Source organism: Nocardioides sp. JCM 18999 (genome assembly GCF_055391175.1).
In genome coordinates, this window is the sequence record NZ_AP043887.1 from 807,615 (window position 1) to 821,734 (window position 14,120).

Genomic DNA, 14,120 nt, shown 5'->3' on the forward strand with positions numbered 1-14,120 from the left:
GCTGGGGTGGTCGGTCACGAGGACCGCGATGACAGGGGGTGGGCGATGGTCTCGACGGCGGCCGCGCGGCAGAGCCTGGGCAGTTACGGGGAGGGGGTCGCGGCACGCCACCTCCAGGAGCTGGGGATGGTGCTGCTGGACCGGAACTGGCGGTGCTCCGACGGCGAGATCGACCTGGTCCTGCGCGACGGGGAGGACCTGGTGGTCTGTGAGGTCAAGACCCGCCGCGGGTTGGTCTGCGGGACACCGCACGAAGCGGTCACGCGGGCCAAGCTCGAACGGCTGCGCCGGCTGGCGCAGCGATGGGCCGACGACCACGGGTTGCGTCCGGCCCGGACCCGGATCGACCTCGTCGCCGTGCTGCGCCCCCGGACGGGCCCGGCCACGGTCGACCACGTCCGGGGGTTGCTCTGATGGCGTTCGCCCGAACGCATGCGGTCGCGCTGCGCGGCGCCGCGGGAGCGCTCGTCGAGGTCCAGGTCGACGTCTCCTCGGGCACACCCGGGACGACGATCGTCGGCCGCGCGGACCCGGTCCTGCACGAGGCCCAGCACCGGATCCGGATGGCGGTCCAGCACAGCGGCATCGACTGGCCGACGAGTCAGCGGGTGACGATCCTGCTCTCCCCGGCGGACCTGCCCAAGAACGGCACCCACTACGACCTGGCGCTCGCGGTCGCCGCCGTCGCGGCGTGCGAGGAGTGGCCGGGTGCGCGCGTCTCCCGGACCGTGTTCCTCGGCGAGCTCAGCCTCGACGGGGGCCTGCGACCGGTCGCGGGTGTGCTGCCGATGGTGCTGGCCGCGGCTCGTCAGGGCTTCCACCGGGTCTTCGTCCCGGAGTCCCAGGTCGACGAGGCGTCCCTGGTCGCGGGGGTCGACGTGCTCGGTGTGCGCTCCCTGGCGCAGGCGCTGGCGGAGCTGCGGGGTGACGAAGTTCCCCCGGCTCCACCGATCCCGGACTCGGGCGCCGGTGCCTTCCTCGGCTGGCGCGGAGGCGAACGCCTGGACATCCTCGACCTGGCCGACCTGCGGGGACTGGCCGACGCCAAGTACGCCGTCGAGGTCGCCGTCGCCGGCGGTCACCACCTCTTCCTGAGCGGACCGAAGGGCTGCGGCAAGACGTCGCTGGCCGAGCGGATCCCGGGGATCATGCCCGACCTGGAGCGCGAGGTGGCGATCGAGCTGATGGCGCTCCGGTCCCTGGCGGGCCGGCTCGACCCGCACGAGGGGCTGGCGCGGCGACCTCCCTACGTCGCTCCCCACCACGACGCCAGCAAGGTCGCGATCGTCGGCGGTGGCAAGGGGACGGTGACGCCGGGCCAGGTCAGCCTCGCCCACGGCGGCGTCGTCTTCCTCGATGAGTTCCCGTTGTTCCACATCGACGTGATCGAGGCCCTCCGGGACCCGATGGAGAACGGCGACATCACCATCGCCCGTGGCGAGGAGCTGGTCACGCTCCCGGCCCGGGCGCTGATCGTGGTCGCCGCCAATCCGTGCCCGTGCGGGAACGAGGGTGTCTTCCGCGGGCCGCGCTGCGAGTGTCGGCCGGCCGCCAAGCGGGACTACGCCAGCAGGATGCGTGGCCCGGTCCTGGACCGGATCGACGTCGTGCGCCACCTCACCCCGCTCGCCCCGGGCGAGGGCGGCGCGTTCGACCGTGCCGAGCCCAGTGCTGAGGTCGGACGCCGGGTGGCGCTGGCGCGGCAACGACAACGTGAGCGCCTCGACGGGACGCCGTGGCGGCTCAATGGCGAAGTGCCCGGTGCGGCCCTGGTCGAGCGGTGGCCGCTGTCGGACGAGGCGATGGCGGTGCTCGAGACGGCGATCGTCTCGGGCCGGCTGACCAACCGGGGCGCGGTGCGGGTGCACCGGCTCGCCTGGACGGTCGCCGACCTGGCGGGCCGATCCACCCCGGATCTGAGCCACGTCCGGACGGCGTTGGCGCTGCGGACGGGCGAGCCGCTCCCGGTCGCCGTCGTCGGACCACGGGTGCTGGCCGGGGTGAGCAGCGATGCCGGCTGAGGACGCCCGAGCGGCACGACTGGAGCTGAGCCTGCTGTTCGAGCCCGGGGACCCCCGGGTGGGAGACCTGGTCGCCGAGTACGGCCCGGTGCAGGCCCTGGCACTGCTCCGCGCCGATCTCCTCGGCGGCACGCTGGCCAGCGACGCGGCCGGTCGCTCCGATCGGGTCCAGCCGGAGGCAGTGCTCGCCGTCGCCCAGCAGATCGGGGCACGCTGGGTCGTCCCCGGCGACCCCGAGTGGCCGGTCGGGCTCGACGACCTCGGCGAGGTCGGCCCCATCTCCAGCCGAGGAGGGACCCCGTTGGGTCTGTGGGTGCGGGGTGTCCCGCTGGACCAGCTGAGTCCCCGGGTCGCGATCGTGGGGTCCCGGGCCGCAACGACGTACGGGACCGCCGCGGCCGCGACGATCGCGGCCGAGTGCGCCGCGGCCGGGTGGGTCGTCGTCTCCGGCGGTGCCTACGGGATCGATGAGTCAGCCCACCGGGCCGTCCTCGCGTCCCGCGCCCCGACCATCGTCGCGCTGGCCCACGGACTCGATCGGGTCTATCCGGTCGGGAACACCGCGATGGTCGAGGCATGCCTCGAGCGGGGGGCGCTCGTCTCCGAGCTGGCCCCGGGCACCGCCCCGATGCCGCTGCGCTTCCTGGCGCGCAACCGGATCATCGCCGCCCTCGCAGCCGGGACGGTCGTGGTCGAGGCGAACGTGCGCAGTGGCGCGCTCAACACCGCCAACTGGGCCGGCACCCTCGGGCGACACCTGCTCGCCGTCCCCGGGCCGGCGACCAGCTCGGTCTCGTCCGGCACCCACGAGCTGATCCGCAGCGGTGCGGCCGTGCTGGCGACCTGCGGTGCCGACGTGCTCGAGGTGGTGGCACCGGCGGGGGAGCACCTGGTCGGCCCCCGCCGAGCCCCGGTACGCACGCGGGACCGGCTCGACGTCCGCGCCCGCCAGGTCCTCGAAGCCGTCCCCCTGGCTCGTCCCGCCGACATCGCCCGGATCGCGAGCACGGCCGGTGTGGGGGTGAAGGACGCGCAAGGGCTGATCCGCAAGCTGCAGGAGGAGGCGTTGGTGGTCTACGAGGCCGGAGGGTGGCGGATCGCCGACGACGCGCGGGCCGCCTCGGATCGGACTCGTCGGCGCGACGACGGACCCTAGACTCGGAGGCGTGACGGGAGGTGCGCACGAGACGCCTGCGGCCGCTGAGGCCGGCGGGGATCTGCTGCCCGAAGACTTCGTCGTGGCGCTCGGCGCCTACGAACGGCACCTGCGGTCCGAGCGCAACCTCAGCGACCACACCGTGCGCGCCTATCTGGGCGACGTCGACAGCCTGCTGGTCCACGCCGCTCGCTCCGGCCTCACTCGCCTCGACGAGCTCGACCTGCGCCTGCTCCGCAGCTGGCTGGCCAACCAGCAGTCGCGCGGCAAGGCTCGCACCACGCTCGCTCGTCGAGCGACGGCTGCGCGCACCTTCACCGCCTGGTCGGCGAGGACCGGTCGGATCCCGGCCGATGTCGGAGCGAGCCTGGGCTCGCCCAAGGCCCATCGCGACCTTCCCGCGGTGCTGCGGGTCGATGAGGTGAACGAGCTCCTCCGGGCGGCGACGACGGCGGCCGACGACGGCAGTGCCGTGGGCCTGCGTGACGTCGCGGCGCTCGAGCTGCTCTACGCCACGGGGATCCGCGTGGGGGAGCTGGTCGGGCTCGACCTGGACTCCGTCGACCGTGAGCGACGCGTGGTGCGGGTCTTCGGCAAGGGCAGCAAGGAACGCACCGTCCCGTACGGCGTCCCTGCGGCCGCCGCGCTCGACGCCTGGTTGGTCCGCGGACGTCCCCAGGTCGTCGCGGACCGGTCGGGCCCGGCCCTTTTCCTGGGTGCACGGGGTGGGCGGGTCGACCAGCGCACGGTCCGGGAGATGGTGCACCGCCGGATCGCCGCGGTTCCCGGGGCTCCGGATCTCGGGCCGCACGGGCTCCGGCACACCGCGGCGACGCACCTGCTCGAGGGAGGTGCCGATCTGCGCGCCGTTCAGGAGCTGCTCGGCCATGCCTCGTTGGCCACCACCCAGCTGTACACCCACGTCAGCACCGACCGTTTACGGCGTGCGTTCGAACAGGCCCATCCGCGGGCGTAGGAGCAGGACGGGAGTCTCCCGAGCCGTCACGTCACCACCGAGCGCGCGCGTCTGTCGCTGAGGAGCCGGGCCGGCCAGCGGCAACAGCTTGACCGGCAACAGCCCGACCAGCGCCAGCGGGTCCAGGTACTCCGGCGGGTCGGTGCCGTTGCGGATCAGACCCCAGTGCAGGCACGCCGACGCGGCGCAGTGCGAGCCGGTCACGCCGAGCGTCCCGATCGCCTGGCCCGTCGCGACCTGGTCGCCGACCCGGACGGTGGCCAGGACCGGCTGGTAGGTCGTGCGGACGGTGCCGTGGTCGACGACCACGATCGGCACCCCCGCGAGCGCGCTGGCCATCGTCACCCGCCCGGGGAGGGCGCTCCGCACGGCCTGCCCGACAGTCCCGCCCAGGTCGACGCCCCGATGGCCGGGCTCCCAGGCCTGCGCGGGCGGCGCGAATCCTCGGACCACCGAGGGCCGCGGGGCGAGCGGCCACGCACCGGCCGGGTCCGGCTCCCCGGAGGCGACGGTCACCCGGAACAGGGCGACCACCAGGACGACGACGGTGAGTCCTCCGGAGAGCCGGGCCAGGACGGTGGTGGTGTTCACGCACCCACGGTGCGGTGGCCCGGGGAGGCGGGGGAGAGCGCCCGGCGGCGCGGTGGAGAAGGGTGACGCCACGGCCGGCTGTGCACCCCGCCCGGGCCCGGTGCGGGAGGGTCGGCGGGATTCGCGCTGCGAGCGAGTGCGGGACTACTCTGGACGACGCATCTTTGACGGCCTCCATCCGGTGGCCCGACGAGGTGACTTCGCGCGTTCGCAGACCGCGACATCCGACCGGCTCCAGCCGGAGGGATGGCCGCCCGCGGACGTAGCTCTCAGTCCTGAGTGATCAGGTCGGGCTACGTGCAGACGCCAGGGCTTCCGGGCACCGCCCGGGCGCAGACAACTGAGAAACTAGTTACTGGAGAAATCATGGCAGTCGTGACCATGCGCCAGCTCCTCGAGAGCGGCGTCCACTTCGGGCACCAGACCCGTCGTTGGAACCCGAAGATGAAGCGCTTCATCGTCACCGAGCGCAACGGCATCTACATCATCGACCTGCAGCAGTCGCTGGCCTACATCGACCGCTCGTACGCCTTCATCAAGGAGACCGTCGCCAAGGGCGGCACCATCCTGTTCGTCGGCACCAAGAAGCAGGCCCAGGAGGCCATCGCCGAGCAGGCGACCCGTGTCGGCCAGCCCTACGTCAACCAGCGTTGGCTCGGCGGCATGCTCACCAACTTCTCGACCGTCCACCAGCGGATCAACCGCCTCAAGGAGCTGGACGAGCTCGACTTCGACGACGTGGCCGGTTCGGGCCGCACGAAGAAGGAGCTCCTCCAGATGAAGCGCGAGCGCGACAAGCTCGACCGCACCCTGGGTGGTATCCGCGAGATGGGTCGCACCCCGTCCGCCGTGTGGATCGTCGACACGAACAAGGAGCACCTCGCTGTCGAGGAGGCTCGCAAGCTTCGTATCCCGATCATCGCGATCCTGGACTCCAACTGCGACCCGGACGACGTCGACTTCCCGATCCCGGGCAACGACGACGCCATCCGCGCCGTGGGCCTGCTCACCCGCGTCGTCGCTGACGCTGTCGCCGAGGGCCTGATCGCCCGCTCCGGCGCCAACACCGGTGGCGAGACCCCGGCCGCCGAGCCGCTGGCCGAGTGGGAGCGCGAGCTCCTCGAGACCCCGGCCGCCGAGGGCACCGAGGCTCCCGCCGCTGAGGTTGTGGAGGCCGCTGAGGCCCCCGCCGCCGACGCGCAGGCCTGATCGACCACCCGTACACCGACGTACCAGCAAAAGGAACGCTCATGGCTTACACCGCTGCCGATGTGAAGAAGCTCCGCGAGCTCACCCAGGCCGGCATGATGGACTGCAAGAAGGCGCTCGACGAGACCGACGGCGACTTCGACCAGGCTGTCGAGCTGCTCCGCGTCAAGGGTGCGGCCAAGGCCGCCGCCCGCGCCGCCGAGCGTGAGGCCTCCGCCGGGCTCGTGGCCGCTTCGGGCAACGCCCTGATCAGCCTCAAGGCCGAGACGGACTTCGTCGCCAAGAACGAGGCTTTCGTGACCGCCGCCCAGGCGATCGCGGACGCCGCGAACGCCTCCAAGGCCGCCGACGTGGAGACCCTCCGCGCCGTCGCGCTCGGCGACAGCACGGTCGGCGAGACCGTCGACGAGCTCGCTCGCACCATCGGCGAGAAGATCGAGCTCGGTGAGGTTGCCTACTTCGAGGGCAACACCACGGTCTACCTGCACAAGAAGGCCTCCGACCTGCCCCCGACCCTCGGCGTTCTCGTCGAGTTCGAGGGTGACGAGGCTGCCGCCAAGCAGGCTGCTCAGCAGGCCGCTGCGCTCAAGGCTCAGTTCCTCACCAGCGACCAGGTTCCGGCCGACGTCGTCGAGGCTGAGAAGAACGTGCTGACCAAGAAGACGCTGGAGGAGGGCAAGCCGGAGGCTGCCGTCGCCAAGATCGTCGAGGGTCGCATCGGCGCCTTCTTCAAGGAGATCGTCCTGCTCGACCAGGAGTCGGTCTTCGAGGCGAAGAAGTCGGTCAAGCAGGTGCTCGACGCCGCCAACACCACCGTCACGCGCTTCGCGCGTTTCGAGGTCGGCGCCTGATCACCTGATCAAGCATCGCGAGCCCCCATCCGGTCACCGGGTGGGGGCTCGTGGCATTTCGGTGGCGTACGACGAGTGACCCTTACCTCCTCACCCGCCCCGCGATAGGTTTTCGTCGTCGGCGCCCGACGGTCGTGCGCCCAACGTCGAAGGAGCAGGGCATGGGACTCATCCAGGCGGCAGCGGGTGCGATCGGCGGCACGCTCGCCGACCAGTGGGTCGACTTCTTCGGGGTGCCCGACGGCGTCGGCTCCACGGCGGCGGTCTTCCCGATCGAGAGCAAGGGCCAGAACGCCGGCCGCGGGAGCAACACCCGCGGGTCGACCGGGGTGATCACGAACGGTTCCAAGATCATCGTCCCCGAGGGCTACGGCCTGGTGCTCCTCGAGCAGGGCGCCTTCACCGGGTTCGCCGCCCAGGCCGGTGCCTACATCTGGGACTCGGAGGAGTCCGCCTCGCAATCGATCTTCACCGGCGGCGGCCTGGTCGACAGCCTGATCAAGCAGAGCTGGGAGCGGTTCAAGTTCGGTGGCCGCCCCGCAGCCCAGCAGACCGCCATCTTCGTCTCCCTCAAGGAGCTGCCCGACAACAAGTTCGGCACGCAGTCCGAGATCTACTGGGACGACTCCTTCCTCAACACCCAGGTCGGAGCGATCACCCGCGGGACCTACACGCTCAAGATCACCGACCCCCTGACCTTCCTGCGCAACTTCGTGCCGGCCGCCGTGCTGGGCGGGGGCAGCGTCTTCGACTTCACCGACATGGACAACCCCGCCGGGCAGCAGCTGTTCAACGAAGTGGTCAGCTCGCTGGCACCCGCCTTCTCGATCTACACCAACGACCCCGCCAAGGGCGGTCGGATCACCAAGCTCCAGCAGGACTCGCTGGGCTTCGCCCAGGCGCTCTCGGAGGCCGTCGAGGCGGGCTACCAGTGGAAGTCCGACCGCGGGCTCGAGATCGTCAAGACCGCGATCGTCTCGATCGAGTACGACGCCAACACCCGTGAGCTGCTCAAGAACGTCCAGCGGGCCGACGCGCTGTCGGGTTCGCGGGGCAACTCCAACCTGCAGGCCTCCGTCGCCGCGGGCATGGAGGCTGCCGGCGAGAACGCCGGCCCGGGTGGCCTGATCGGCATGGGCATGGCCGCGGGAGGCGCCGGGCTCGGTGGCCTGCAGCAGCCGGTCACCCCGGCCCCCGCACCGACGCCCGCGCCGGCAGCGCCGGCGGCGGCCGCTCCGGCTGCTCCTGCTGCCGACGACCCGGTGGCGACGCTCAAGCGCGCCAAGGAGATGCTCGACGCCGGTCTGATCACGCAGGACGACTACGACGCCGCGAAGTCCAAGGCGCTCGGTCTCTGAGATGACCCAGGAGGCACCCGAGCCGCCCCGGAAACCGACCTTCGACGGCCCGCCGCTCTCCCTCGAGGAGGAGCTGGCGGCGGCGAAGGCCGGACCGGAGCCGTCCCCGAGCATCGAGACCGTCAACGAGGCGGTCACGGACGGGGTCAACCGGTGCCCGAAGTGCGGCTCGACCGACGTGCTGCTGCGGCCCTCGACGGGCATGCTGGTCTGCCAGTTCTGCCGCGCCGAGTGGACCGAGGAGCGGGTCGAGGAGGAGTTCGGCCTCGGCGAGGGCATCGACGAGCTCACCGGCACGGTGATCGCCGGCGGGGCGGCTGACATCCAGGCCGATGTCGCCGACGTGCTCACGCTCAAGTGCGAGGCGTGCGGGGCCGAGGTCGTGGTCGACACCGCGCACGCACTCAACGCGCGCTGCCACTGGTGTCGGCACACCCTCAACGTCAACCACCAGATCCCCAACGGGGCCGTCCCCGACGCCGTGCTGCCGTTCAAGCTGGCCAAGGAGGAGGCGGTCGAGCGGATCCGCGCGTTCGCCTCCAAGCGCAGGCTCTTCGCGCACCGGCGCTTCAAGGCCGAGTTCGTGCCCGAGAACGTGCTCGGCGTCTACCTGCCCTACCTGGTCGTCGACGGCCGGGCCGAGACCCAGTACTGGGGCCAGGGGGAGGTCCAGACCCGGCGGTGGACCGAGAAGCACGGCGACAACACCGAGACCTACTACGCGGCCGACGTCTACGACCTGACCCGGCGGGTGGCGTTCACGGTCGACGACCTCACCCTGGAGGGCTCCTCGGAGCGGTCCGAGTTCGGCGGTTCGACGACCAACAACATCATCAACACGATCCTCCCGTTCGACACCAAGAACGCGGTCAAGTGGAACGCCAGCTACCTGCTCGGCTTCAACAGCGAGAAGCGGGATCTCAACGTCGGTGCGCTGCAGCCCCGGCTCGAGGACCAGATGCTCTCGATCGGCCGAGCCCAGGTGGCTTCCTCGATCGGTGCCTTCGACCGCGGTGTGCGGTGGCAGGAGGAGAGGATCGAGGTCGCGGGCTCGCGGTGGATCGCGATGTACCTGCCGGTCTGGCTGTACTCGTTCCGGCAGGAGAGCAACGGGATGCTGCACTACATCGCCGTCAACGCCCGCACCGGCGAGACGATGGGAAGCATCCCGATCTCGCAGCCGAAGCTGCTGCTCGCGGCCCTCACCGTCGGGACCGGCCTGGAGGCCCTGGTCGCCGCGTTCCTGGTGGCGGCCGCCTGATGATCGACCTGGTCAACGTCATTGCGATGAGCTCGGACAGCGGCGGCGGGATCCTCGCGCTGCTGGCCCTCGGACCCGCCGGCGCGATCGGCACCTACTGGCTCGTCTACCGGTACTACCGCAACACCGACAAGTCGCACGCGTTCGAGAGGGAGACGCTCATCCACGCCCAGCCGGTGGCGGGCGAGGAGGAGAAGGTCGGCCACATCTCCAAGACCAAGGACTCCGAGATCGACGGGGACAACAGCGACTCCTACCGCGCGCGCGTGCAGCGGCGCCGTTGAGCGACTCGAGCCCTGGGACGGTAGGGTCGCTGCGTGACGTTCAAGCGGGTTCTGCTCAAGCTTTCGGGTGAGGTCTTCGGGGGTGGCCAGGTCGGAGTCGATCCCGACGTCGTCTCCGCGATCGCCCACGAGATCAAGTCCGTGGTCGATGCCGGCGTGCAGGTCGCCGTGGTCACCGGAGGGGGCAACTTCTTCCGTGGCGCCGAGCTGCAGCAGCGTGGCATGGACCGCGTCCGCGCCGACTACATGGGCATGCTCGGCATCGTGATGAACTGCCTCGCGTTGCAGGACTTCCTGGAGAACCTCGGTGTCGACACCCGGGTCCAGACCGCGATCACGATGGGCCAGGTCGCCGAGCCGTACATCCCGCGTCGCGCGATCCGGCACATGGAGAAGGGTCGCGTCGTCATCTTCGGTGCGGGCATGGGCCTGCCCTACTTCTCCACCGACACCGTCGCCGTGCAGCGGGCTCTGGAGAGCCACTGCGACGTCGTCCTGGTCGGCAAGAACGGTGTCGACGGGGTCTACTCGGCCGACCCGCACAAGGACCCCACCGCGACGAAGTACGACCACCTCACCTATGACGAGGCGATCAGTCGCGGCCTCAAGATCATGGACCAGACCGCCTTCACCCTGTGCCGGGAGAACAAGCTCCCGATGGTGGTCTTCGGCATGGAGCCGGAAGGCAACATCCTCCGTGTCGTGGAGGGTGAGAAGATTGGCACGCTCGTCAGCGCTGGCTGACCCACGACCTGGGCGCGACAGCGCCGACCGAGAACGACGTACGACGACCAAGGAGCAGCTGTGATCAACGACATCCTCAACGAGGCGGACGACAAGATGGGCAAGTCCGTCGCCGCGACCAAGGAGGACTTCAACACGATCCGCGCCGGTCGCATCACCCCCTCGGTCTTCAACAAGCTCACCGCGGAGTACTACGGCACCCCGACGCCGCTGCAGCAGCTGGCGACGTTCACCAGCCCGGAGCCGCGCGTGATCAACATCGCGCCGTTCGACATCTCCGCGATGGCGGCGATCGAGAAGGCGATCCGTGACTCCGACCTCGGCATCAACCCGTCCAACGACGGCAAGATCCTGCGGGCCGTCTTCCCGGACCTGACCGAGGAGCGCCGCAAGGAGTTCACCAAGCAGGCCAAGGAGAAGGCCGAGCAGGGCCGGATCTCGGTCCGCCAGGTGCGCCAGAAGGCCAAGCAGAACCTGGAGAAGCTCGAGAAGGACGGCGAGGTCGGCAAGGACGACGTCGCCGGTGCCGAGAAGCGTCTCGACGCCACCACCAAGAAGCACACCGACGCGATCGACGAGCTGCTCAAGGCCAAGGAGGCCGAGCTGCTCGAGGTCTGACCTCACGCAGCCGGGATCCGATGTCCGACATCAACACGCCGACCGCTCCGACGCCCCAGGACCCACCCAAGGACCACGGGCGCGCGGGCCGCGACCTGAAGGCCGCGATCGGCTCGGCGGTCGTGCTGATCGCGGTCATCATCCTCAGCCTCGTCTTCTGGAAGACCGCCTTCCTGCTCGTCGTCGTCGCGGCGCTCGTGATCGCGATCTGGGAACTGCGCCGCGGCCTGCTGGCCAAGGACATCGACCTGCCCGAGCAGCCGCTGATGATCGGCGGCGCGGTGATGATCGTCGTCGCCTACTTCTGGGGCGCGGAAGCACTCGTCACCGCGACCGCGGTGACGGCGTTGGCACTCATGCTGTGGCTGCTCCACCGCGGCATCGAGGGTTACGTCCGTACTGCGACGGGTGCCGTCTTCACCCTGATCTACCTGCCGTTCCTCGGCTCGTTCGTGGCGCTGATGCTGGCCGAGGGTGGAACCTGGGAGGTCACGGGTATCGACGACGGGGTGAAGGGGATCATCACCTTCATCGCGGTCACCGTCGCCTCCGACACGGGTGGCTACATCGCCGGCGTCCTGTTCGGCAAGCACCAGATGGCCCCGGTGATCTCGCCCAAGAAGTCCTGGGAGGGCTTCGCCGGGTCCATGGTCGCGACCTGCGCGGCCGGTGTCCTGCTGGTCGTCCTCCTGCTGGACGGGGACTGGTGGGTCGGCATCGCGCTCGGCATCATCGGTGCCGGCATGGCGGTGCTCGGTGACCTGGTCGAGTCCGTGATCAAGCGCGATCTCGGCGTCAAGGACATGAGCCAGGTGATCCCCGGCCACGGCGGCATCATGGATCGGCTCGACTCGTTGCTGGCGACGATCGCCCCGATCTGGTTGCTGCTGCACTACACGGTGTTCAACTGATCGCTGCCGACACGCCGCTCATCAGGGTGGCAACGCGGTCGGGCGTCGGCGTACGGTCGAAGGGTCAGGGCTCATCGTCGAGACCACCCAGGAGTAGATCGATGCACCTGTCGATCAACGAAACTGTTCATGACACCAACGAATGGATGCATCGCGACCACCCGGTCGTGACCCCTCTCAGCGGGTTCTTCACCGGGTTGGCGTTCATCCTGATCGTGCCCGCCCTGTTCGCGGCACTCCTCAACGTCCTGTTCCCGCGGTACATGGTCCAGGACCTCTTCCCCCTCGTGCTCGCCACGCTGGCCGTCCCGATCTGGTTGGTCACCCGGGAGCACACCCGGCGATTCGGCCTCTACGTCTGGCTCGGGATCGTCGCCACCGTCGGGGTCGTCCTCGGTGTCGGTGCCCTGGTGCTCTGGCTGCTGGTCGCCACCTCCTAGCCGAGTTGAGGGTTGTTCACGCCGACTTGAGGTTTGTTGGGGCCGAGCTGAGGGTTTCGTCGTTTCGGGAGCCGCCACCAATCGATGGGACACTGGGTACATGTCCGAGTCACTCCAGATCCCGCCGGCCGAGGTGAACCCGACGCCGTTGCCACTGGTGATGGCCGCACCCCGAGGCCGGGCCAAGCCGCCGCGCCACCTCGCCGACCTGGCGTTGGCCGAGCGTGGCGACATGGCCAAGGAGCTGGGACTCCCGGCCTTCCGGGCCAAGCAGGTCTCGGTGCACTACTTCGAGCGTCTCGAGTCCGACGCCGCCGCGATGACCGACCTGCCGGCCAACGCCCGCGAGGAGATCGTTGCCGGCCTGCTGCCGGACCTGATGACCGACATCCGCACCCAGACCGCGGACAAGGGCACCACCGTGAAGACGCTGTGGAAGCTCTTCGACGGCGCGCTCGTCGAGTCGGTCCTGATGCGCTACACCGACCGCGCCACCGTCTGCATCTCCTCCCAGGCCGGCTGCGGGATGGCCTGCCCGTTCTGCGCCACCGGCCAGGGCGGGCTCCAGCGGAACATGTCGACCGCCGAGATCGTCCACCAGGTCGTGGTGGCCGCCCGCGCGATGGCGAACGGCGACGTGGCCGGGGGACCCGGGCGCCTGTCCAACGTGGTCTTCATGGGCATGGGCGAGCCGCTGGCCAACTACAAGGCGATCATGGGCGCCGTACGTCGGATGACGTCTCCGGCCCCCGACGGACTGGGCCTCAGCGCCCGCCACGTCACCGTCTCCACCGTCGGTCTCGTGCCCCGGATGAAGCAGCTCGCGACCGAGGGCATCCCCGTCACGCTCGCGCTCAGCCTGCACGCGCCCGACGACGAGCTGCGCAACGAGCTGGTCCCGATCAACAACCGCTTCAGCGTCGCCGAGACGGTCGACGCCGCGCGGGAATACTTCGACGCGACCGGCCGACGGGTCTCGATCGAGTACGCCATGATGCGGGGGATCAACGACCAGGCCCACCGGGCCGACCTGCTGGCCGACGTGCTCAACGAGCGCGGGCACGGCTGGGTGCACGTGAACCTGATCCCGCTCAACCCGATCGAGGGGTCGAAGTGGACCGCGTCGGACCCGCGCGACGAGCGTGAGTTCGTCCGGCGGCTCGAGGCCAAGGGCATCTCGACCACCGTCCGCGACACCCGCGGCCGGGAAATCGACGGCGCCTGCGGGCAGCTCGCCGCCAAGGAGTAGCTGCCTCCGTTGGTCGAGTGCCGAGCGCAGCGAGGTGTATCGAGACCCGTTGGTCGAGTGCCGAGCGCAGCGAGGTGTATCGAGACCTCAGTCCCGCTTGAACCGCTTCTTTCCTGCTTCACGCACGGCAGCCAGGTCACCTCGAATCAGCGCTTCCCGCTTGGCGCGTGACCAGTTCTGGATCTGCTTCTCATATCCGAAAGCGTCTCTGATCGACTGCTGCTCGGCAGACCAGACGAGCTTCACAGGGAGGCGGCGCCGGGTGTACGCCGCGCCCTCGCCGTCTTGATGCTGACCGACTCGGCGGTCAAGGTCGATCGTGCTGCCGACGTAGTAAGAGCCGTCCGCGCATTCCAAGATGTAGGTCCATGCCATGAACCGAGGATCGAGGTCGGGACCGACAGGACCGGGGTCTCGATACACCGGCTCCTTCGTCGCCGGCACTCGACCA

General features: G+C 70.0%; 16 protein-coding genes. 14 read left to right on the forward strand and 2 right to left on the reverse strand.

Features of this window, described 5'->3' with window-relative positions; genetic code table 11:
• Positions 1-45: 45 nt before the first annotated feature.
• Genes ACZ5J1_RS03870 through ACZ5J1_RS03885 form a run of 4 tightly spaced genes read left to right on the forward strand, consistent with a single transcriptional unit; the run spans position 46 to position 4,153 of the window.
• On the forward strand, positions 46-414 hold the full coding sequence (locus ACZ5J1_RS03870) for a YraN family protein (RefSeq protein ID WP_464562679.1): 369 nt from the start codon (positions 46-48) through the stop codon (positions 412-414).
• Entirely contained in the window at positions 414-2,021 is a 1,608-nt protein-coding gene (locus tag ACZ5J1_RS03875) for a YifB family Mg chelatase-like AAA ATPase (protein WP_464562681.1), read from the forward strand. Before ACZ5J1_RS03870 ends, ACZ5J1_RS03875 begins: the two co-directional genes overlap by 1 nt.
• Positions 2,011-3,177 carry a DNA-processing protein DprA gene (dprA, locus tag ACZ5J1_RS03880; protein WP_464562683.1) on the forward strand — a complete coding sequence of 389 codons (1,167 nt, stop codon included), beginning with the start codon at positions 2,011-2,013 and terminating at the stop codon, positions 3,175-3,177. The genes ACZ5J1_RS03875 and dprA overlap by 11 nt, the downstream gene beginning before the upstream one ends.
• 10 nt (positions 3,178-3,187) lie before the next feature.
• Positions 3,188-4,153 carry a tyrosine recombinase XerC gene (locus ACZ5J1_RS03885; RefSeq protein WP_464562685.1) on the forward strand — a complete coding sequence of 322 codons (966 nt, stop codon included), beginning with the start codon at positions 3,188-3,190 and terminating at the stop codon, positions 4,151-4,153.
• On the opposite strand, the gene ACZ5J1_RS03890 is transcribed toward ACZ5J1_RS03885, so the two are convergent.
• Positions 4,115-4,744: a murein hydrolase activator EnvC family protein gene (locus ACZ5J1_RS03890; RefSeq protein WP_464562687.1), complete on the reverse strand. Its 630-nt coding sequence runs from the start codon at positions 4,742-4,744 to the stop codon at positions 4,115-4,117. The two genes, ACZ5J1_RS03885 and ACZ5J1_RS03890, sit on opposite strands and share 39 nt — an antisense overlap.
• Positions 4,745-5,110: 366 nt before the next feature.
• Between ACZ5J1_RS03890 and rpsB the strand changes: the two genes are divergently transcribed.
• From rpsB to rlmN, 10 genes are all read left to right on the forward strand, one after another.
• Positions 5,111-5,953, forward strand: coding sequence for a 30S ribosomal protein S2 (gene rpsB, locus ACZ5J1_RS03895; protein ID WP_464562689.1), 843 nt, complete (start codon positions 5,111-5,113; stop codon positions 5,951-5,953).
• A gap of 41 nt (positions 5,954-5,994) precedes the next feature.
• Complete coding sequence (gene tsf / locus ACZ5J1_RS03900; protein WP_464562691.1) at positions 5,995-6,804, forward strand: translation elongation factor Ts; 810 nt, start codon at positions 5,995-5,997, stop codon at positions 6,802-6,804.
• A 161-nt stretch (positions 6,805-6,965) separates the two neighbouring features.
• Positions 6,966-8,162 (forward strand): SPFH domain-containing protein, encoded by a 1,197-nt coding sequence (locus ACZ5J1_RS03905; RefSeq protein ID WP_464562693.1) that lies wholly within the window; start codon positions 6,966-6,968, stop codon positions 8,160-8,162.
• Position 8,163: 1 nt separating this feature from the next.
• Positions 8,164-9,423 (forward strand): TFIIB-type zinc ribbon-containing protein, encoded by a 1,260-nt coding sequence (locus ACZ5J1_RS03910; RefSeq protein ID WP_464562695.1) that lies wholly within the window; start codon positions 8,164-8,166, stop codon positions 9,421-9,423.
• Positions 9,424-9,449: 26 nt separating this feature from the next.
• Complete coding sequence (locus ACZ5J1_RS03915) at positions 9,450-9,707, forward strand: hypothetical protein (protein ID WP_464562697.1); 258 nt, start codon at positions 9,450-9,452, stop codon at positions 9,705-9,707.
• A 33-nt stretch (positions 9,708-9,740) separates the two neighbouring features.
• Positions 9,741-10,451 (forward strand): UMP kinase, encoded by a 711-nt coding sequence (gene pyrH, locus ACZ5J1_RS03920; protein WP_464562699.1) that lies wholly within the window; start codon positions 9,741-9,743, stop codon positions 10,449-10,451.
• 63 nt (positions 10,452-10,514) lie between these two features.
• Positions 10,515-11,069: a ribosome recycling factor gene (gene frr / locus ACZ5J1_RS03925; RefSeq protein ID WP_464564698.1), complete on the forward strand. Its 555-nt coding sequence runs from the start codon at positions 10,515-10,517 to the stop codon at positions 11,067-11,069.
• A 20-nt stretch (positions 11,070-11,089) separates the two neighbouring features.
• Positions 11,090-11,980 (forward strand): phosphatidate cytidylyltransferase, encoded by an 891-nt coding sequence (locus ACZ5J1_RS03930; protein ID WP_464562701.1) that lies wholly within the window; start codon positions 11,090-11,092, stop codon positions 11,978-11,980.
• Between the two features lie 146 nt (positions 11,981-12,126).
• The gene (locus tag ACZ5J1_RS03935; protein ID WP_464562703.1) at positions 12,127-12,420 is read left to right on the forward strand and encodes a hypothetical protein; all 294 of its coding nucleotides are present in this window, start codon (positions 12,127-12,129) and stop codon (positions 12,418-12,420) included.
• A 100-nt stretch (positions 12,421-12,520) separates the two neighbouring features.
• Complete coding sequence (rlmN, locus tag ACZ5J1_RS03940) at positions 12,521-13,669, forward strand: dual-specificity RNA methyltransferase RlmN (RefSeq protein ID WP_464562705.1); 1,149 nt, start codon at positions 12,521-12,523, stop codon at positions 13,667-13,669.
• A gap of 87 nt (positions 13,670-13,756) precedes the next feature.
• Here rlmN and ACZ5J1_RS03945 read toward each other — a convergent pair whose 3' ends face one another.
• Positions 13,757-14,044 carry a GIY-YIG nuclease family protein gene (locus tag ACZ5J1_RS03945; RefSeq protein WP_464562707.1) on the reverse strand — a complete coding sequence of 96 codons (288 nt, stop codon included), beginning with the start codon at positions 14,042-14,044 and terminating at the stop codon, positions 13,757-13,759.
• Positions 14,045-14,120: the final 76 nt, after the last annotated feature.